A 19322-nucleotide genomic window follows, 5' to 3' on the forward strand; every position below is an offset into this window, starting at 1 on the left:
ATCACCCGCATTCAGGCATGTTTGGTCGTACGACTGTGATGTTCCGGGAGTGGGAAACCGGGCCGGGCACGCCGAAGGGCGGCCCCGCGGGGAGCGGGGCCGCCCTTCGGCGGAGGGTGGGGAAGAAGGCTCAGGGGATCAGATCTTCGCCCACGCGTCGGTGAGGCTGGTCCGCAGGATCTGCTCGATCTCGTCGAAGGTCGACTGGTCGGAGATCAGCGGCGGGGCCAGCTGGATGACCGGGTCGCCACGGTCGTCGGCGCGGCAGTACAGGCCGTTGTCGAAGAGGGCCTTCGACAGGAAGCCGTAGAGGACGCGCTCGATCTCTTCGTCGTTGAACGACTCCTTGGTGACCTTGTCCTTCACGAGCTCGATGCCGTAGAAGTACCCGTTGCCGCGGACGTCGCCGACGATCGGCAGGTCGCGCAGCTTGTTCAGGGTGCCCAGGAACGCGGCCTCGTTGTCGAGCACGTGCTGGTTCAGGCCCTCGCGCTCGAAGATGTCGAGGTTGGCCAGCGCCACCGCGGAGGAGACCGGGTGGCCACCGAAGGTGTAGCCGTGCAGGAAGGTGTTGTCACCCTTGTAGAACGGCTCGGCGAGGCGGTCCGAGATGATCGTGGCGCCGATCGGGGAGTAGCCCGAGGTCATGCCCTTGGCGCAGGTGATCATGTCGGGCTGGTAGCCGAACTTGTCGGCGCCGAACATGGTGCCCAGACGGCCGAAGGCGCAGATGACCTCGTCCGAGACCAGCAGCACGTCGTGGCGGTCGCAGATCTCGCGCAGGCGCTGGAAGTACCCGGGCGGCGGCGGGAAGCAGCCGCCGGCGTTCTGCACCGGCTCGACGAAGACGGCGGCGACGGTCTCGGCGCCCTCGTTGAGGATGGCCACCTCGATCTCGTCGGCGCACCAGCGGCCGTAGGCCTCGGGGTCGACCGTGCCGTCGGGGCCCTCGAGGAAGGCCGGGGCGCGGTAGATGTTGGTGTTCGGGGCCTTGTGGGTGCCCGGCACCAGCGGCTCGAACGGGGCCTTCAGGCCCGGCAGGCCGGTGATGGACAGGGCGCCCTGCGGGGTGCCGTGGTAGGCGACGGCGCGCGAGATGACCTTGTACTTGGTCGGCTTGCCGGTCAGCTTGAAGTACTGCTTGGCGAGCTTCCAGGCGGTCTCGACGGCCTCGCCGCCACCGGTGGAGAAGAAGACCTTGTTCAGGTCGCCCGGGGCGTAGTTGGCCAGGCGCTCGGCCAGCTCGACGGCCTTCGGGTGGGCGTAGCTCCACACCGGGAAGAAGGCGAGCTCCTTGGCCTGCTTGGCGGCGGCCTCGGCGAGCTCCTCACGGCCGTGGCCGGCCTGGACGACGAACAGGCCGGCGAGGCCGTCGAGGTACTTGCGTCCCTTGTCGTCCCAGACGTAGGTGCCCTCGCCCTTGACGATCGTCGGCACGGGGGAGTTCTCGTACGACGACATGCGGGTGAAGTGCATCCACAGGTGGTCGTAGGCGGTCTTGGAAAGGTCCTTCTGCGCCGGGTCGGCTGTCATCGGGTGCCCCAGGTGTAGGTCTGTTTCCGGAGCTTCAGGTAAACGAAGCTCTCGGTGCTCCGCACGCCGGGAAGGGCGCGGATGCGCTTGTTGATCAGTTCGAGCAGGTGCTCGTCGTCCTCGCAGACCAGTTCGGCCAGGAGGTCGAACGAGCCTGCGGTGCAGACGACGTAGTCGACCTCGTCGAGGGCGGCCAACGCGTCGGCGACGGGCTCGATGTCGCCCTCGACCCGGATTCCGACCATCGCCTGGCGGGTGAAGCCGACGGTGAGCGGGTCCGTGACGGCGACGATCTGCATCACGCCCTGGTCGAGCAGCTTCTGGACGCGCTGCCGCACGGCCGCCTCGGACAGGCCGACGGCCTTGCCGATGGCGGCGTACGGGCGGCGCCCGTCCTCCTGGAGTTGCTCGATGATCGCCTTGGAGGCGGCGTCGAGGGGAACGCTGGCGTTCCGGTCGCGGTTGGCCACGCGGCCACTGTGCCTGATCGTTCCCGTGTTCGCAAGCTGGAAGCTGCTGATTTCGTCGTGATCTTGGAAAACGCATGCGGATTTCATCGCTGAAGCGAGCTCGCCCTGTCGATACCGGCAGTCGTGCGGCTACCCTGGCACGGTACGCGCGCGACCCCGAGGGCCGCTGCGCGTACCGCCACCAGTGGACCGCGCCGCTCCGGTCGCGGCCACTCGGGACCCTTCGTACGCCGGATCCGCCGACGTACCATTGCGCCGGAATCTGCAATGCCGCAGGCCCAGACCGAGGAGAGATCCGTGAGCGACCTTCGCGCGCTGCGCAACTACATCAACGGTGAGTTCGTCGACGCGGCCGACGGCCGCACGCTCGACATCGTGGACCCGACCACCGGCGAGGTGTACGCGACGTCGCCGCTGTCCGGCGCCGCGGACGTGGACGCCGCCATGGCCTCCGCCGACGCCGCGTTCCCGATCTGGCGCGACGCCACCCCCAGCACCCGCCAGAAGCTGCTGCTCAAGATCGCCGACGCGGTCGAGGCCCGCGCCGACGAGATCGTCGACACCGAGGTGCGCAACACCGGCAAGCCCCGCGCGCTGACCCTCTCCGAGGAGATCGGCCCGATGGTGGACCAGATCCGGTTCTTCGCCGGCGCCGCCCGCATGCTGGAGGGCAAGGCCGCGGGTGAGTACATGGACGGGATGACCTCGATCATCCGCCGCGAGCCGGTCGGCGTCTGCGCCCAGGTCGCGCCGTGGAACTACCCGATGATGATGGCCGTCTGGAAGTTCGCCCCGGCCATCGCCGCGGGCAACGCCGTCGTGCTGAAGCCCTCCGACACCACCCCGGCCTCCACCGTGCTGCTGGCCGAGATCATCGGCGGCGTGCTCAAGGAGCTGGAGCTGCCGGCCGGCATCTTCAACGTCATCTGCGGCGACCGCGAGACCGGCAGGCTGATGGTCGAGCACAGGACCCCGGCGATGGCCTCCATCACCGGCTCGGTGCGCGCCGGCATCTCGGTCGCCGAGTCCGCCTCCAAGGACGTCAAGCGCGTCCACCTGGAGCTGGGCGGCAAGGCCCCGGTCGTGGTCTTCGAGGACGCCGACATCGCCGAGGCCGTCGAGGGCATCTCGGTGGCGGGCTACTTCAACGCCGGCCAGGACTGTACCGCCGCCACCCGCGTGCTGGTGCACGAGTCGATCCACGACGCCTTCGTCGAGGCGCTGGCCAAGGCCGCGGCCGAGACCAAGACCGGCGGCGTGGACGACGAGGACGTGCTGTACGGCCCGCTGAACAACGCCAACCAGCTGAAGCAGGTCTCCGGCTTCATCGAGCGGCTGCCCGCCCACGCCAAGGTCGAGGCCGGTGGCCACCGGGTCGGCGACAAGGGCTACTTCTACGCCCCGACCGTCGTCTCCGGCCTGAACCAGGACGACGAGATCATCCAGAACGAGGTCTTCGGCCCGGTCATCACCGTGCAGAAGTTCACCGACGAGGACCAGGCCGTGGCGTACGCCAACGGCGTCGAGTTCGCGCTGGCCTCCTCGGTGTGGACCAAGGACCACGCCCGCGCCATGCGGATGTCGCGCCGCCTCGACTTCGGCTGCGTCTGGATCAACACCCACATCCCGCTGGTCGCCGAGATGCCGCACGGTGGCTTCAAGAAGTCCGGCTACGGCAAGGACCTGTCGGCGTACGGCTTCGAGGACTACACCCGCGTGAAGCACGTCATGACCGCGATCTGAGTGCGCTGATAAGTCAGCTGAACCGACCATGGGCCCGGGTCTTCTCGACCCGGGCCCTGTGTCTTTGCATCCTGTCGGCGGTTGGCGCGACCGGCTGACACGATGGAACTGCCCTTCGGGGACGGGCCGCCCTAGCCTTACCGGCATGAGCATTCCCACCGCTGACTCAGCCACCGGCCAGGCCGTCAAGGCGGCCGACCGCGCGCACGTCTTCCACTCGTGGTCCGCCCAGGCACTGATCGACCCCCTCGCGGTGGCCGGCGCCGAGGGCTCGTACTTCTGGGACTACGACGGCAACCGCTACCTCGACTTCTCCTCGCAGCTGGTCAACACCAACATCGGTCACCAGCACCCGAGGGTGGTCGCCGCGATCCAGGAGCAGGCGGCGAAGCTCTGCACCATCGCCCCCGGTTTCGCGGTCGAGTCGCGCAGCGAGGCCGCCCGGCTGATCGCCGAGCGCACCCCCGGTGACCTGGACAAGATCTTCTTCACCAACGGCGGCGCCGAGGCCAACGAGAACGCCATCCGGCTGGCCCGGCTGCACACCGGCCGGCAGAAGGTGCTGTCCACCTACCGCTCGTACCACGGCGCCACCGCCAACGCGATCGCCCTCACCGGCGACCCGCGGCGCTGGCCCAACGAGGGCGGCGTCTCCGGCGTGGTGCACTTCTGGGGGCCGTACCCCTACCGCTCCAACTTCCACGCCGAGAACGAGGCGCAGGAGTGCGAGCGCGCGCTGGAGCACCTGGAGCAGGTGATCGCGTTCGAGGGGCCCGGCACCGTCGCGGCGGTCATCCTGGAGACCGTGGTCGGCACCGCGGGCGTCCTGGTCCCGCCGGCGGGCTACCTGGCCGGGGTGCGGGAGATCTGCGACCGCTACGGGATCGTGTTCATCCTGGACGAGGTGATGGCCGGTTTCGGCCGCACCGGTGAGTGGTTCGCCGCCGACCACTGGGGCGTCACCCCGGACCTGCTCACCTTCGCCAAGGGCGTCAACTCGGGCTACGTGCCGCTGGGCGGCGTGGCGATCAGCGCCGAGATCGCGGCCACCTTCGCCGAGCGGGCCTTCCCCGGCGGGCTCACCTACTCCGGCCACCCGCTGGCCTGCGCCTCGGCGGTGGCGACCATCAACACGATGGCGGAGGAGGGCATCGTCGAGAACGCCAGGCACATCGGCGAGAACGTGCTCGGCCCCGGCCTGCGCGAGCTGGCGGAGCGGCACCCGTCGATCGGCGAGGTCCGCGGCCTCGGCGTGTTCTGGGCGCTCGACCTGGTGAAGGACCGGTCGACCCGCGAGCCGCTGGTGCCCTACAACGCGGCCGGCGCCGCCAACGCGCCGATGGCCGAGCTGGCCGCCGCCTGCAAGCAGCGCGGGCTCTGGCCGTTCGTCAACATGAACCGCTTCCACGTCGTCCCGCCGTGCACCGTCACCGAGGAGGAGGCCAAGACCGGCCTCGCGGTGCTGGACGAGGTGCTGTCGCTCACCGACGCGCACACTGTCTGACGTACCTACCAGGACGGCCCCGAGCACCCGTGTGCCCGGGGCCGTCCCACGCTCCGGAAGGCCGCTCATGCCCAGCAGCACCACCCCGACCCGTCGCTCCGTCGCCGACCGCCCGCAGGGGCCCGCACGCATCCGCCGACGTTCCGTGCTCGGCGGGGCCGCGCTGCTCGGCGCCGGCACCCTGACCGGCTGCGGCATCCCGTCCGCGTACGTGGCCGAGGACCGTCGCTCGGCACCGGACCGCTCGGAGAGCGACAAGCGGCTCGCCTTCTCCAACTGGACCCAGTACATCGACACCGACGACGCGGGCGGGCGCCCGACCCTGGACGCCTTCGGCGAGAAGACCGGGATCGAGGTCACCTACACCGAGGACATCAACGACAACGACGAGTTCTTCGGCAAGATCAGCCCGGTGCTCACCCAGGGCGCCGCCCCCGGCCGGGACCTGATGGTGATCAGCGACTGGATGGCCGGGCGGTACGTCTCGCTGGGCTGGGTGCAGGCGATGGACCGGGCCAACCTGCCCAACGTCACGGCCAACCTGGACCCGCAGCTCGCCGACCCGGCCTTCGACCCCGGGCGCAGGCGCAGCGTGCCCTGGCAGTCCGGGATCACCGGCATCGCCTACAACCGCAAGGCGCTCGGCCGGGAGATCAGGTCCACCGCCGACCTGTGGGCGCCCGACCTCAAGGGCCGGGTCACGCTGTTCGCCGGGCTGGACGAGGCACTCGGGCTGCTGATGCTCTCCCAGGGCGCGGACATCGCGACGTTCGGCGACGACGACGCGCGCAAGGCGATGGACCTGGTGCAGAAGGTGGTCGACAGCGGCCACGTCCGGCGCTTCACCGGCAACGACTACACCAGCGACCTCGCCTCCGGTGCGGCGCTCGCCTGCCAGGCCTACTCGGGCGACGCCGTCCAGCTGACCGCCGAGAACCCGGACATCGAATTCGTGGTGCCGGAGGAGGGCGGCGAGCTGTGGGCGGAGAGCCTGATGATCCCCAACCGGGCCGCCCACAAGCGCAACGCCGAGCTGCTGATCGACTACTACTACCAGCCCGAGGTGGCGGCAGAACTCGCCGCGTTCGTCCAGTACATCTGCCCGGTGCCGGCCGCCCGCGAGGTGCTGGCGGCCAGTGGCGACAAGGAGAAGGCCGAACTCGCCGAGAACCCGCTGGTGTTCCCGACCGAGGAGATGCGGGCCCGGCTGCACACCATGCGCGACGTCACCTCGGCCGAGCGGCCCGAGCTGCACAAGGTCTGGGGACGCATCACCGGGGTGTGACGCGCGGGGCCCGGCGCCGCCCCGGGGCGCGCGCCCCGCTCAGCGCCGGACGGCGTCCAGCGCGAGCAGCGCCACGTGCAGGGAGAGGCAGGACTCCACCTGGTCGAGGTCGACGCCGAGGATCCGCTCGACCTTGTGCAGCCGGTCGTAGAAGGACGGCCGGGACAGGTGCGCCGCGTCCGCCGCGGCCGACTTGTTGCGGCCCTGCTCCAGGTAGATCCGCAGCATCTGCACCAACTGGCCGTTGTGCTCGGCGTCGTGGGCCAGCAGCGGGCCCAGCTCCCGCTCCACGTACGTCTGCAGCCGGGCGTCGTCGCGCAGCAGGTGGAGCAGGCCGCGCAGCCGGACGTCCGGCAGCCGGTAGTAGGAGGAGCTGCGGCCGCCGGGCGCGTCGTGCAGGGCGGCGTCGGCGACCTGGGTGGCCTCCAGCAGGGTGCGCCGGGCGTCGCGCACCGAGCCGACCGAGGAGCCGACGGCGACCACCGGGCCCGCCGGGTCGCCGCCGTCCCGTCCGGCCTCGGCGGACATCCGGCGCAGCGCGGCCGACAGGGCGTCCAGCGCGGCGTGCTCGTCCTGCTGGGTGCCGAGCGCGACCAGCAGGCCGACGGCCTCGTCGTCCAGCGCGCCGACCAGGGCGGTCAGCCGGCAGGCCCGGACCGCGCCGGCGGCCAGCTCGGTGAAGTCGCGCAGCCGGGCCTGGGCCTCCAGCGCGGCCGGGATCGGTCCGCGCCGCTGCCGCAGCACCACGCCGACCAGCCGGCGGCCCTCCAGCGGAACGCCGAGGGCCTGGGCGCGCAGTGCCGCCTCGGAGACGGTCAGGGCGTGGGTGAGGATGCCGGACAGCAGGGTGCGGTGGGTCTGCCGCTCCAGGCTCTCCCGGTCGCGCACCACCAGCCGGTTGAGGGCCAGCGCGGAGGCGCCGCGCTCCAGCAGCATGGCGTGGGGGTGGGCCTCGCCCTCGGGCAGCGGGCCGGGCTCCTGCACCAGCACCAGCCGGCCCCAGTCCTGGCCGCGGGCGCCGACGGCGGTGACCAGCCAGCCGCTGCGCGGGTCGTGGCCGGTGCGCCCGGCGGGGCGGACCCCGCGCGAGCGGCGCTCCCAGTCCTCCAGCACCTCGGCCTCCGGGCGCCCGGCGGTGTCGTGGGCGAGCACCTGGTGGGCCAGGTTCTCCAGGACGACCGGGGCGCCGGCCATCCGGGCCACCTGGCGGATCACCTCGGGCGCTTCGGCGCCCTCCACCACGAGCTCGTTGAAGACCTGGTGGACGGACTCGGAGATCCTCAGCTGCTCCAGCTGGGCGTTGACCACCAGGGCGTGCACGGCCTCGGTGACGGCGACGAAGCGCAGCTCTCGGCGGAGCGTGATCAGCGGCAGGCCGCGCTGTTCGGCGGCGTTGACCAGGGCGCGGGGGAGCGAGTCGAAGTAGCGCCGCCCGAACTCGACGACCAGGCCGGCCACCCCGACCTCGTCCAGTTCGCGCACGTAGCGGGCCAGGCCCTCGCGGTCCTCGGGCAGGGCGATGCCGGTGGTCAGCACCAGCTCGCCGCCGCGGAGCATCCCGGCGACGTCGGGCAGCTCGCTGACGTGGACCCAGCGGACCGGCCGCTCCAGGTGGTCGGCGCCGGCCACCACCTGGGGCAGGCCGCGCCGCATCACGTCCAGGTCGAGGACTCGGGCGACGGTGGGGAGCATCGCGGGCCTCCGGGGCCGGTGGGGGCCGGAGCGGGGGCTCCGGGTGATCAGAGTGTCAGGTAAATCATCCATCCCCCCGACGAGGTGTTGCCCTGCCCGCACCCTTGCACCCTGTAAGGCCCTTCGCGCCGAGGTTGTCGAAGTGACCCTTGTCACCCCAACCCCGCAGCAGGCAAGGTCAGCGGGACCGCAGACCCCCACCGCGGACGCGTGACCCCGCAGCGGTCGAACCACGGCACTTGGAGGAACCAGATGGACCTGACCGACTTCGGCCCGGGCGCGCAGTACATCGCGGGCCGCCTGACCCGGGGGAGCGGAGACCCCTTCCGGGTCGTCAACCCCGCCGACGGCAGCGTGGTCGAGCAGGTCGCGCTGGCCACCGCCGAGGACGTGGACACCGCCGTCGCCGCCGCCAGGGCCGCCCTGCCCGGCTGGTCCTCGGCCACCCCGGGCGCGCGCTCCGAGGCGCTCACCCGGCTGGCCGCCGTCCTGGCCGGGGCGGCCGACGACCTGGCCCGGGTGGAGACCGCGCAGACCGGCAAGCCGGTCAAGCTGGCCACCGAGTTCGACGTGCCCGGCACCGTCGACAACGCCGCCTTCTTCGCCGGCGCCGCCCGCAACCTGGAGGGCAAGGCGGCCGGCGAGTACTCCGGCGACCACACCTCCTACGTGCGGCGCGAGGCGGTCGGCGTGGTCGGCTCGATCTCGCCGTGGAACTACCCGCTGCAGATGGCCGCCTGGAAGATCCTCCCGGCGATCGCCGCGGGCAACACCATCGTGCTCAAGCCGGCCGAGCTGACCCCGCTGACCTCGCTGATGTTCGCCCGGGCCTGCACCGAGGCGGGCATCCCGGACGGCGTGGTCAACGTGGTCACCGGCGCCGGGCGCACCGCGGGCGAGCACCTGGTCGGGCACCCGGACGTCGCGATGGTCTCCTTCACCGGCTCCACCGGCGTCGGCAGGCGGGTCGCCGAGATCGCCACCGCGAGCGTCAAGCGCACCCACCTGGAGCTCGGCGGCAAGGCCCCGTTCGTGGTCTTCGACGACGCGGACCTGGACGCCGCGGTGCACGGAGCGGTCGCGGCCTCGCTGATCAACGCCGGCCAGGACTGCACGGCGGCCACCCGCGCCTACGTCCAGCGCCCGCTGTACGACGCCTTCACGGCCGGGGTGGCCGAGCTGTTCGCGGCGATCCGGATCGGTGACCCGCTGAACCCGCGCACCGACCTCGGCCCGTTGGTCTCGTACGCCCACCGGGACCGGGTGGCCGGCTTCGTGGAGCGCGCCCGCTCGTACGCCACCGTGGTCACCGGCGGCCGGGTCCCGGAGCGGGGCCATGACGGCTACGACCTCACCCGGGGCGCGTACTACCCGCCCACCCTGATCACCGGCGCGGCCCAGGACAGCGAGGTCGTGCAGGGCGAGGTCTTCGGCCCGGTGCTGGTCGTGCTGCCCTTCGACGGCGACGACGAGGGCCTGCGGCTGGCCAACGACACCCCGTACGGGCTGGCCGCCTCCGCCTGGACGAGCAACGTGCACCGCTCGCTGCGCGCCACCCGGGAGATCGCGGCCGGCTGCGTCTGGGTCAACGACCACATCCCGATCATCAGCGAGATGCCGCACGGCGGCTACAAGGCGTCCGGCTACGGCAAGGACATGTCCCAGTACTCGCTGGACGAGTACACCCAGGTGAAGCACGTCATGTTCGACACCACCGCGGTGGCCCGCAAGGACTGGCACCGCACCGTCTTCGGAGACAGATAACCCCCGGCCCAAGCGGGTGCCCCCACACCCCATCTCCCCCAGGAGGCCCGTTCCATGGCGTTCAACGAGCTCACCGACGGTCTGCCCGAACCGGTCCGCAGGGCCTGGGAACGCAGTCTGACCAGCGGCCGGGCCGCGCTCGGCCGCCGCACCCTGCTGCGCGCCGCCGCGCTGACCGCCGGGGCGGGCACCCTGGCGGCCTGCGGCATCCCGGCGGCCCCCCGGGCGACCGGCGACTCGACCGCGAACGCCGCCGAGGACCTCTCGGGGACGCAGAAGGAGGTCGCCTTCTCCAACTGGCCGCTGTACGTGGACACGGACGAGAAGGACAAGGAGAAGCACGGCACCCTGGACGCCTTCACCGAGGCCACCGGGATCAAGGTCAAGTACAACGAGGACGTCAACGACAACGTCGAGTTCTTCGGCAAGGTCAAGCCGCAGCTCGCCTCGGGCCAGGACACCGGCCGCGACCTGATGGTGCTCACCGACTGGATGGCGGCCCGGCTGATCCGGCTCGGCTGGGCGCAGAAGCTCAACCCGGCGAACGTCACCACCGCGATCACCAACATCGAGGCGCGCTTCCGCGCGCCCGACTGGGACCCGGGGCGGCTCTACTCCTACCCGTGGGCCGGCATCCAGACCGTCGTCGCGTACAACCGGAAGGCGACCAGGGGCAAGGAGGTCACCAGCGTCTCCCAGCTGCTGGACGACCCCGACCTCAAGGGCCGGGTGACCTTCCTGTCCGAGATGCGCGACAGCATCGGGATGGTCCTGCTGGACCAGGGCAAGGACACCGCGAGGTTCACCGCCGACGACTACGACGGCGCGGTCGCCCGGCTGCAGAAGGCCGTCGACAGCAAGCAGATCCGCCGCTTCACCGGCAACGACTACGGCCAGGAGCTCTCCGCCGGCGACATCGCGGCCTGCATCGCCTGGGGCGGCGACCTGATCCAACTGCAGGCCGACAACCCGGACATCGGGTTCGTCATCCCGGAGAAGGGCTACATCGCCTCGACCGACAACATGCTGGTTCCGGCCAAGGCCCGGCACAAGGCGAACGCGGAGAAGCTGATCGACTTCTACTATCAGCCGAAGATCGCGGCGCAGCTGGTCGCGGGCATCGGCTTCGTCTCCGCCGTCACCGGGATGAAGGACGAGCTCGCCGGCATCGCCCCGGACACCGCGGCCAACCCGCTGGTCGTACCCACCCCCGAGATGGCGGTCAAGGCGCACGTGTTCCGCACGCTCTCCGAGAGCGAGGAGAGCGACTTCGAGCAGAAGTTCTCGAAGCTCATCGGCGCCTGACCCCACCTCCCGGCAGAGAATCCCAGGAAGACACCACCCCATGACAGACCAGCAGCGCGACGCGGCCGTCGGCGGCGACGTCCGGCTCACCGGAATCGGCAAGACCTACGGCTCCTTCACCGCCGTCCACCCGCTCGACCTGACCGTCCCCCAGGGCTCCTTCTTCGCCCTGCTCGGCGCCTCCGGCTGCGGCAAGACCACCACCCTGCGCATGATCGCCGGCCTGGAGGAGCCCACCAGCGGCACCGTCCTGATCGGCGGCCAGGACGTCACCGCCCTGCCCCCGTACAAGCGGCCGGTGAACACCGTCTTCCAGAGCTACGCGCTCTTCCCGCACCTGGACATCTTCGAGAACGTCGCCTTCGGCCTGCGCCGGCGCGGCAGGAAGGACGTCAGGAAGCAGGTCGACGAGATGCTGGAGCTGGTCGAGCTCGGCCAGTACGCCCGGCGCAAGCCGCACCAGCTCTCCGGCGGCCAGCAGCAGCGCGTCGCGGTCGCCCGCGCGCTCATCAACCACCCGCAGGTGCTGCTCCTGGACGAGCCGCTCGGCGCGCTCGACCTCAAGCTCCGCCGCCAGATGCAGCTGGAGCTCAAGCGGATCCAGACCGAGGTCGGCATCACCTTCGTGCACGTCACCCACGACCAGGAGGAGGCCATGACCATGGCCGACACCATCGCGGTGATGAACGGCGGCCGGGTCGAGCAGCTGGGCGCCCCCGCCGAGCTGTACGAGAACCCCGCCACCACCTTCGTGGCCAACTTCCTCGGCCAGTCCAACCTGCTGCCCGCCGAGGTCACCGGCACCGAGGGCGGTGACCTGCTGCTCAGCGCGGCCGGCGCCCGCCTCGCCGTGCCGAAGGCGCGCTGCACCGCCGACGCCAAGCGCGTCCACCTGGGCGTGCGCCCGGAGAAGATCACCATCACCCACGCCTCCGAGCAGGTCGCCGACGGCCGCAACCGGCTGACCGGCACGGTGCTCGACTCCAGCTTCATCGGCGTCTCCACCCAGTACGTGGTGCGCACCGACGGCGGCCAGGAGGTCACCGTCTTCGAGCAGAACATGGAGCGCGACGCCCGCATCGTCCCCGGCGCCGCCGTCCAGCTGCACTGGAACCCGGCGCACTCCTTCGCCCTGGACGCCGCACAGGCGATCGACGCGGGCACCGGGGAGGAGGCCGCATGACCGCCACCACCCCGGCCGCGCCGTCCCGGGCGATACCCCCCGACGGCGGCTCCCCGCAACTGGCGGAGCGCAGGCCGAAGCGCAAGCTCACCCCGTACTGGCTGCTGCTGCCCGGCATCGCCTGGCTGGTGATCTTCTTCGCCGTCCCGATGCTCTACCAGGGGTCGACCTCGCTGCAGACCGGCTCGCTCGAAGAGGGCTTCAAGGTCACCTGGCACTTCTCGACCTACTGGGACGCCCTGGTCGAGTACAAGTGGCACTTCCTGCGCTCGTTCTCCTACGCCGCCGTCGCCACCGTGCTCTGCCTGGCCGTCGGCTACCCGCTCGCGTACACGATCGCCTTCAAGGCGAGCAAGCGCTGGCGCAACGTCATCCTGATCCTGGTCATCGCGCCGTTCTTCACCAGCTTCCTGATCCGCACGCTGGCCTGGAAGACCATCCTGTCCGACGGCGGCCCGGTGGTCGGCGCGCTGAACGCGCTGCACGTCCTGGACGTCACCAACCTGCTCGGCCTCACCGACGGCGACCGGGTGCTGGCCACGCCGCTCGCGGTGGTCTGCGGCCTGACCTACAACTTCCTGCCGTTCATGATCCTGCCGCTGTACACCTCGCTGGAGCGGATCGACCCGCGCCTGCACGAGGCGGCCGGCGACCTCTACGCCCGGCCGTTCACCACCTTCCGCAAGGTCACCTTCCCGATCTCGCTGCCGGGCGTGGTCGCGGGCACCCTGCTGACCTTCATCCCGGCCTCCGGCGACTACATCAACGCCCAGCTGCTGGGCTCGCCGAGCGAGCAGATGGTCGGCAACGGCATCCAGAAGCAGTTCCTGAACGTGCTCGACTACCCCACGGCCGCCGCGCTGAGCTTCATCCTGATGGCCCTGATCCTGGGCATGGTGACGGTCTACATGCGCAAGGCCGGGACGGAGGATCTGGTCTGATGTCCCGGATATTCACGTGGATCCGCGCCCGCCTGGTGGTGCTGGCCGGCCTGCTGGCCCTCGCCTACCTGGTGCTGCCCAACCTGGTCGTGCTCGCCTTCTCGTTCAACAAGCCGGTGGGCAAGTTCAACTACGAGTGGAACGAGTTCTCCACCGACGCCTGGACCAACCCCTGCGGCGTGGCCGACATGTGCCAGTCGCTCTCGCTCAGCCTGCAGATCGCGGTGCTCGCCACCATCGGCGCCACCGTGCTCGGCACCATGGTCGCCTTCGCACTGGCCCGCTACCGCTTCCGCGGACGCTCGGCCACCACCGCGATGATCTTCCTGCCGATGGCCATGCCCGAGGTGGTCATGGCCGCCTCGCTCGGGACGCTCTTCCTCAACATGCGCATCCCGTTCGGCTTCACCACCATCCTCATCGCGCACATCATGTTCTGCCTCAGCTTCGTGGTGACGGCGGTCAAGGCGCGCGTGATGAGCATGGACCCGAGGCTCGAACAGGCCGCCCAGGACCTCTACGCGACCCCCACCCAGACCTTCCTGAGGGTCACCCTGCCGCTGGCGGCGCCCGGCATCGCGGCGGGCGCGCTGCTCAGCTTCGCGCTCTCCTTCGACGACTTCATCATCACCCAGTTCAACTCGGGGCCGACCACGGTCACCTTCCCGATGTTCGTCTGGGGCGCCTCGCAGCGCGGCATCCCGGTGCAGGTGAACGTCATCGGCACCGCGATGTTCCTCGCCGCCGTGGTGCTGACCGTCGTCGGCCAGTGGCTGGGCAACCGCCGGAAGGCCACCGCCTGACGTACGGTCGGCAGCGGTGGCACGTCATACGTCATCTATTCGTAGAAAGTGGCTGATAATGCATGGATTCCGCCCGCGCACTCAGTGACGCCAGGCCCACCCCCTTCTGGCTGGAGGATCCCGGCCGGCCGGCGGCGCTGCCCGCCCTGGTCGGCGACACCACCTGCGACCTGCTGGTCGTCGGCGGCGGCTACTCCGGCCTGTGGACCGCCCTCATCGCCAAGGAACGCGACCCCTCGCTGGACGTCGTGCTGGTCGAGGGCAACGAGGTCGGGTGGGCCGCGTCCGGGCGCAACGGCGGATTCTGCGCGGCCAGCCTCACCCACGGCTTCGGCAACGGCCTGGACCGCTGGCCGTCCGAACTGGCCCAACTGGAACGCCTCGGTGCCGCCAACCTCGACGGCATCGAGGCCACCCTCAAGCGCTACGGCATCGACGCCGAGTGGGAGCGCACCGGCGAGATCGACGTCGCCACCCAGCCCCACCAGGTCGAGGAGCTCCACGAGATCGCCGAGGCGGTCGCCCGGTACGGCTTCGACATCACCGTCCTGGACGCCGACCAGCTGCGCGCCGAGGTGAACTCGCCGACCTTCCTCGGCGGCCTCTGGGACAAGGAGGGCGTGGCGATGGTCCACCCCGCCAAGCTCGCCTGGGGCCTCAAGGACGCCTGCCTGGGCCAGGGCGTGCGGATCTTCGAGCACACCCGGGCCACCGACCTGCGGGAGCACGGCAGCGGCATGGCCGTCCGCACCCCGTACGGCCGGGTCTTCGCCCGCAAGGTCGCCCTCGGCACCAACGTCTTCCCGTCGCTGCTCAAGCGGGTCCGCCCCTACATCGTCCCGGTGTACGACTACGCCCTGATGACCGAGCCGCTCGACGACGAGCAGCTCGCCTCGATCGGCTGGCGCGGGCGGCAGGGCCTCGGCGACAGCGCCAACAAGTTCCACTACTTCCGGCTCTCCGCCGACAACCGGATCCTCTGGGGCGGCTACGACGCGGTCTACCACTTCGGCGGCCACGTCCGGCACGAGTACGACCAGCGGCCGGAGACCTTCCGCACCCTGGCCAACCACTTCTTCCGCTGCTTCCCGCAGCTGGAGGGCCTGCGCTTCACCAACGCCTGGGGCGGCGCCATCGACACCTGCAGCCGGTTCTCGGCGTTCTTCGACACCGGGTACCGCGGCAAGGTCGCCTACGCGGTCGGCTACACCGGGCTCGGCGTCGGCGCGACCCGCTTCGGCGCCGAGGTGATGCTCGACCTGCTCGCAGGCGAGCGCACCGAGCGCACCTCCCTGGACATGGTGCGCAGCAAGCCGCTGCCGTTCCCGCCCGAGCCGGTGCGCTGGGCCGGGATCGAACTCACCACGCGGTCGCTGGAGCGGGCGGACCGCACCGGCGGCCACCGCAACCTCTGGCTGCGCACCCTCGACCGGCTGGGGCTCGGCTTCGACAGCTGAACCACGACCGCCGCCAACCGGGCACCCCATAGTCGTGTAATCGGGACCCGCCGTCCGCCTCTCCTTGGTGACGGCGGGTCCCGTTCCTCCCGCCGTCTCCGAACAGTACGAACGGCAAGAAGCGGGGACACGACATGGAGACCACCGGACTGCACTGGCTCGCCCAGGCGGCACCGGACCCGGAGTCCTTCCGGGAGCAGTGGGAGCGCACCGGGCCGGGCCTGGTGCTGCTGCCGGCCGGCCGACGCTGGGACGTCCTCTCCGTCCCCGGGCGGCTCGGGCACCCGGCCCTGGAGATCACGGACCCGCGCACCCGCGGCCCGGTCCTCACCGACTTCGGGGGCGAGCAGGTCAGCTTCCTGGTGCCCGTCGGCACGGCGGCCCGCTGGATCGGCACCGGTGTGCGCGGTGCGGGGGAGGGCGCCTGGATCGTCGTGCCGCCCCCCGGGCGCAGCAGCCGGGGCGTGCGCTGGCTGGTCCCGCCGGACGGCTCCGGGCGGCTCAACGACCCGATGCTGCTGGAGCTCGCCCTGCACGAGGCGGCGGCGACGCTCAGCGGCTGGTGAGCCTCCGGGGGCCCGGCTGTGGTGGCGCACCCGGAGGAGCCCCGGCGCCCCGGGGCGCGCGGGGGCGCCCGGCGGTGGTGGCGCGCCGGGACGGCGGTCGCGTCAGACTGGAGGCGTGACCACCGTCCCGCACGCCGTCGACGCGTCCCTCCGCCCGGGCCCCGCCCAGCTGCGCCTGGCCGCCGCGGCCGCACCAGTCTGCGACCGGTACGGCCTCGCGCTGGCCGGCGGGCACGCGCTGCGCGCCCACGGCGTCGCGGCCTGCCCGCAGGACGGGCTGACCCTGGCCACCGGCGGCGCCGACCTGCCGGAGGTGGCCGCCGCGCTGCGCGAGGCGTACCGGGCCGCGGGCGGGGAGGCCGTCGAGCGGCCGGGCACGCCGCGGCTGGAGCAGCTCACCGTCCGGCTGGCGCTCGGCGGGCGGTCGCACTCGGTGGAACTGCGCAAGGAGCCGCTGGGCCACCGCCCGGTCCGCCTCGACCTCGGTGCGCCCGGGCCGGACGAGCCGCCGGTGGTGCTGCCGGTCGTCGCCCTGGAGGACGCGGCCGCGCTGAGCACCGCGCTCCTCGTGGACCGGGGCATGCCGCGCGACCTGATCGACGTCCACGCCCTCACCCGCTGCTACCGCGAGGGCGAACTGATCGCACTGGCAGGGGAGTTGGACCCGGACTTCCAGCCCACGGCACTGGCCGACCGACTGGAGACGCTCGCCGACGCGGCGGACGGGCGGTTCCGCGCCCGGGGCGTTCCGGCCGGGGAGGTCGACGGGCGGAAGCGTTGGGCGCTCGCCTGGGCCCAGGACCTGCGGCTGGACCTGCTGGAGACCCGCGAAGCGGCGGACGGCCTGCACGACCCGTACCTGGAGGAGCCGGAGGACGGGGAGGCCTGAGGCCCCGGCCCGGTGGAGCCGCCCGTTCGGCCGAGCGACCGGACGACCTGTAAGGCTGAATCCACGATCCCCGTCAGCCTGTTCGTTGAGCAGGACCGAAACGGCCACCAGACTGGAAGACGAACGCGGTAGCCCCGTGATTTCCCGGCGCCCGGCCCATGCGGGCGGCGCCAGACCGGACCGGTGGCAGGACGCCGCCCGGGACTTCGGAGGCAGACGGACCTTGAGCAAGCACATCATTCACTGGATCAGCGGCAAGCCGGTCGCCACCGCCGGTGCGGCCCCCCGTCGGGGTGAGATCTTCGACCCGGCCACCGGCCAGGTCGCCGGCCAGGTCGACTTCGCCGGGATCGCCGAGGTCGACCAGGCGGTGGCCGCCGCCGCCGCGGCCTTCACCGAGTGGCGCAACGCCTCGATCGCGAAGCGGACGACGGTGCTCTTCGCCTTCCGCGAGCTGCTGAACGCCCGCCGCGACGAACTGGCCTCGATCATCGTGGCGGAGCACGGCAAGGTGCACTCCGACGCGCTGGGCGAGATCGCCCGCGGCCTGGAGGTCGTGGAGTACGCCTGCGGCATCCCGCAGCTGATCAAGGGCGGCTTCACCGAGCAGGCCTCGACCGGTGTCGACGTCTACTCGATCCGCCAGCCGCTCGGCCCGGTCGCGATCATCTCGCCGTTCAACTTCCCGGCCATGGTGCCGATGTGGTTCTTCCCGATCGCCATCGCGGCCGGCAACACCGTCGTGGTGAAGCCCTCGGAGAAGGACCCGTCCGCCGCCAACTTCCTCGCCGAGCTGTGGAAGGAGGCCGGCCTGCCGGACGGCGTCTTCAACGTCGTGCACGGCGACAAGGTGGCCGTCGACCGCCTGCTGGAGCACCCGGACGTCAAGTCCGTCAGCTTCGTCGGCTCCACCCCGATCGCCCGCTACGTCTACGAGACCGGCACCCGCTACGGCAAGCGCGTGCAGGCCCTGGGCGGCGCCAAGAACCACATGCTGGTCCTGCCGGACGCCGACCTCGACCTCGCCGCCGACGCCGCCGTCAACGCCGGCTTCGGCGCGGCCGGCGAGCGCTGCATGGCGGTGTCCGTGCTGGTCGCGGTCGACCCGATCGGCGACGAGCTGGTCGAGAAGATCAAGCAGCGGATCGCCACCCTGAAGGTCGGCCCGGGCTGCAACGGCGACTCCGAGATGGGCCCGCTGGTCACCGGCCAGCACCGGGACAAGGTCACCTCCTACGTGGAGTCCGGTGTCGCCGACGGCGCCGAGCTCGCCGTGGACGGCCGCAAGCACCCGGTCACCGCCGAGGACCGCAACGGCTCCCCGACGGCCGACGGCTTCTGGCTCGGCCCCACGCTGTTCGACCACGTGAAGCCCGGCATGTCCGTCTACAACGACGAGATCTTCGGCCCGGTCCTCTCGGTCGTGCGCGTCGACTCGTACGAGGAGGGGCTGGCGCTGATCAACGCCAACCCGTACGGCAACGGCACCGCCCTCTTCACCAACGACGGCGGCGCGGCCCGGCGCTTCCAGTTCGAGGTGGAGGTCGGCATGGTCGGCATCAACGTGCCGATCCCGGTGCCGGTCGCCTACTACTCCTTCGGCGGCTGGAAGGCCTCGCTGTTCGGCGACACCCACGCGTACGGCCCGGACGGCGTGCAGTTCTTCACCCGGGGCAAGGCCGTGACCCAGCGCTGGCTGGACCCGTCGCACGGCGGCATCAACCTGGGCTTCCCCACCAACAGCTGAGCCGCCCGCTCCAACAGCTGAGCCGCACAGCTCCGCCGGCCGGACCCCTCCCCCCGGGGTCCGGCCAGCGGTCTTTGCACGACGTTTGCATCCCGCCGCCGAAGCGCGTACAGTTCTTCGAGCTGCCTGGCTGGGAGCACCGGACACGCGTCTGCGCGGACGGTCCCGGGGCAGCCAATCCTTTGAAACACCACTTCTCGGTTCGTGCCGGTCGTTTTCGCTTTCGCGTCTCGACCTGGTGCTTATTCGGCGTGCGCGTTTTATCGGATTGCGGTCGGATTCGCTTTTCGGAGCGAGGATCGGCTAGAGTTTGAAACGTCGGACAGGGCGTCAAGCCCCGGAAGGCACCGGCGAGTTGGATGAACGAAGCCCCGGAAACGGAGCGGAAAACATCTGATAAGCTGGAAACACGAAAGAACGAAGCCCGGAGGGTCCGCTGG

General features: G+C 71.2%; 15 protein-coding genes. 12 read left to right on the forward strand and 3 right to left on the reverse strand.

Annotation, left to right across the window (positions count from 1 at the left end; translation table 11 throughout):
* Positions 1 to 138: 138 nt before the first annotated feature.
* Both ACZ6EM_RS30370 and ACZ6EM_RS30375 read right to left on the reverse strand, forming a co-directional pair.
* Positions 139 to 1533, reverse strand: coding sequence for an aspartate aminotransferase family protein (locus ACZ6EM_RS30370; RefSeq protein ID WP_401048678.1), 1395 nt, complete (start codon positions 1531 to 1533; stop codon positions 139 to 141).
* Positions 1530 to 2003 carry an Lrp/AsnC family transcriptional regulator gene (locus ACZ6EM_RS30375; protein ID WP_030243538.1) on the reverse strand — a complete coding sequence of 158 codons (474 nt, stop codon included), beginning with the start codon at positions 2001 to 2003 and terminating at the stop codon, positions 1530 to 1532. The genes ACZ6EM_RS30370 and ACZ6EM_RS30375 overlap by 4 nt, the downstream gene beginning before the upstream one ends.
* Before the next feature lie 267 nt (positions 2004 to 2270).
* Between ACZ6EM_RS30375 and ACZ6EM_RS30380 the strand changes: the two genes are divergently transcribed.
* The 3 genes from ACZ6EM_RS30380 (at position 2271) to ACZ6EM_RS30390 (ending at position 6535) form a co-directional block, all read left to right on the forward strand.
* Positions 2271 to 3746, forward strand: coding sequence for a gamma-aminobutyraldehyde dehydrogenase (locus ACZ6EM_RS30380; protein WP_465773713.1), 1476 nt, complete (start codon positions 2271 to 2273; stop codon positions 3744 to 3746).
* Positions 3747 to 3891: 145 nt separating this feature from the next.
* Entirely contained in the window at positions 3892 to 5250 is a 1359-nt protein-coding gene (locus tag ACZ6EM_RS30385) for an aminotransferase class III-fold pyridoxal phosphate-dependent enzyme (protein ID WP_465773714.1), read from the forward strand.
* A 67-nt stretch (positions 5251 to 5317) separates the two neighbouring features.
* Positions 5318 to 6535, forward strand: a complete 1218-nt coding sequence (locus ACZ6EM_RS30390; RefSeq protein ID WP_465773715.1) for a polyamine ABC transporter substrate-binding protein — start codon at positions 5318 to 5320, stop codon at positions 6533 to 6535.
* Between the two features lie 39 nt (positions 6536 to 6574).
* Here the strand turns inward: ACZ6EM_RS30390 and ACZ6EM_RS30395 are convergent, their stop codons facing one another.
* Positions 6575 to 8227, reverse strand: a complete 1653-nt coding sequence (locus ACZ6EM_RS30395; RefSeq protein WP_387693714.1) for a PucR family transcriptional regulator — start codon at positions 8225 to 8227, stop codon at positions 6575 to 6577.
* Positions 8228 to 8479: 252 nt separating this feature from the next.
* On the opposite strand from ACZ6EM_RS30395, the gene ACZ6EM_RS30400 reads away from it, so the two are divergent.
* The 9 genes from ACZ6EM_RS30400 to ACZ6EM_RS30440 all read left to right on the forward strand — a co-directional run bounded on the left by ACZ6EM_RS30400 (position 8480) and on the right by ACZ6EM_RS30440 (position 18882).
* Positions 8480 to 9991: a gamma-aminobutyraldehyde dehydrogenase gene (locus ACZ6EM_RS30400; RefSeq protein WP_401055981.1), complete on the forward strand. Its 1512-nt coding sequence runs from the start codon at positions 8480 to 8482 to the stop codon at positions 9989 to 9991.
* Positions 9992 to 10045: 54 nt separating this feature from the next.
* Positions 10046 to 11296 (forward strand): polyamine ABC transporter substrate-binding protein, encoded by a 1251-nt coding sequence (locus tag ACZ6EM_RS30405; RefSeq protein ID WP_359900653.1) that lies wholly within the window; start codon positions 10046 to 10048, stop codon positions 11294 to 11296.
* Positions 11297 to 11336: 40 nt separating this feature from the next.
* Positions 11337 to 12479, forward strand: a complete 1143-nt coding sequence (locus tag ACZ6EM_RS30410; RefSeq protein WP_465773716.1) for an ABC transporter ATP-binding protein — start codon at positions 11337 to 11339, stop codon at positions 12477 to 12479.
* A complete protein-coding gene (locus ACZ6EM_RS30415; RefSeq protein ID WP_465773717.1) occupies positions 12476 to 13420 on the forward strand; it encodes an ABC transporter permease in 945 nt (314 codons plus the stop codon). The genes ACZ6EM_RS30410 and ACZ6EM_RS30415 overlap by 4 nt, the downstream gene beginning before the upstream one ends.
* Complete coding sequence (locus ACZ6EM_RS30420) at positions 13420 to 14223, forward strand: ABC transporter permease (protein WP_359900660.1); 804 nt, start codon at positions 13420 to 13422, stop codon at positions 14221 to 14223. The genes ACZ6EM_RS30415 and ACZ6EM_RS30420 overlap by 1 nt, the downstream gene beginning before the upstream one ends.
* Positions 14224 to 14285: 62 nt before the next feature.
* On the forward strand, positions 14286 to 15680 hold the full coding sequence (locus tag ACZ6EM_RS30425) for an NAD(P)/FAD-dependent oxidoreductase (protein WP_359900663.1): 1395 nt from the start codon (positions 14286 to 14288) through the stop codon (positions 15678 to 15680).
* A gap of 134 nt (positions 15681 to 15814) precedes the next feature.
* A complete protein-coding gene (locus tag ACZ6EM_RS30430; protein ID WP_401049942.1) occupies positions 15815 to 16246 on the forward strand; it encodes a bifunctional DNA primase/polymerase in 432 nt (143 codons plus the stop codon).
* Positions 16247 to 16361: 115 nt separating this feature from the next.
* A complete protein-coding gene (locus tag ACZ6EM_RS30435) occupies positions 16362 to 17135 on the forward strand; it encodes a nucleotidyl transferase AbiEii/AbiGii toxin family protein (RefSeq protein WP_401049945.1) in 774 nt (257 codons plus the stop codon).
* A gap of 223 nt (positions 17136 to 17358) precedes the next feature.
* Positions 17359 to 18882, forward strand: coding sequence for a CoA-acylating methylmalonate-semialdehyde dehydrogenase (locus ACZ6EM_RS30440; protein ID WP_359900672.1), 1524 nt, complete (start codon positions 17359 to 17361; stop codon positions 18880 to 18882).
* Positions 18883 to 19322: the final 440 nt, after the last annotated feature.

Source organism: Kitasatospora sp. NPDC041917 (assembly GCF_055589745.1).

What these genes read in the sequence shown, in the direction of transcription:
- ACZ6EM_RS30370 (WP_401048678.1), bottom strand. Translation starts at nt 1,533, where the DNA reads ATGACAGCCGACCCGGCGCAGAAGGACCTTTCCAAGACCGCCTACGAC.
- ACZ6EM_RS30415 (WP_465773717.1), top strand. Translation starts at nt 12,476, where the DNA reads ATGACCGCCACCACCCCGGCCGCGCCGTCCCGGGCGATACCCCCCGAC.
- ACZ6EM_RS30405 (WP_359900653.1), top strand. Translation starts at nt 10,046, where the DNA reads ATGGCGTTCAACGAGCTCACCGACGGTCTGCCCGAACCGGTCCGCAGG.
- ACZ6EM_RS30385 (WP_465773714.1), top strand. Translation starts at nt 3,892, where the DNA reads ATGAGCATTCCCACCGCTGACTCAGCCACCGGCCAGGCCGTCAAGGCG.
- ACZ6EM_RS30400 (WP_401055981.1), top strand. Translation starts at nt 8,480, where the DNA reads ATGGACCTGACCGACTTCGGCCCGGGCGCGCAGTACATCGCGGGCCGC.
- ACZ6EM_RS30410 (WP_465773716.1), top strand. Translation starts at nt 11,337, where the DNA reads ATGACAGACCAGCAGCGCGACGCGGCCGTCGGCGGCGACGTCCGGCTC.
- ACZ6EM_RS30420 (WP_359900660.1), top strand. Translation starts at nt 13,420, where the DNA reads ATGTCCCGGATATTCACGTGGATCCGCGCCCGCCTGGTGGTGCTGGCC.
- ACZ6EM_RS30425 (WP_359900663.1), top strand. Translation starts at nt 14,286, where the DNA reads ATGGATTCCGCCCGCGCACTCAGTGACGCCAGGCCCACCCCCTTCTGG.
- ACZ6EM_RS30380 (WP_465773713.1), top strand. Translation starts at nt 2,271, where the DNA reads ATGCCGCAGGCCCAGACCGAGGAGAGATCCGTGAGCGACCTTCGCGCG.
- ACZ6EM_RS30390 (WP_465773715.1), top strand. Translation starts at nt 5,318, where the DNA reads ATGCCCAGCAGCACCACCCCGACCCGTCGCTCCGTCGCCGACCGCCCG.
- ACZ6EM_RS30395 (WP_387693714.1), bottom strand. Translation starts at nt 8,227, where the DNA reads ATGCTCCCCACCGTCGCCCGAGTCCTCGACCTGGACGTGATGCGGCGC.
- ACZ6EM_RS30430 (WP_401049942.1), top strand. Translation starts at nt 15,815, where the DNA reads ATGGAGACCACCGGACTGCACTGGCTCGCCCAGGCGGCACCGGACCCG.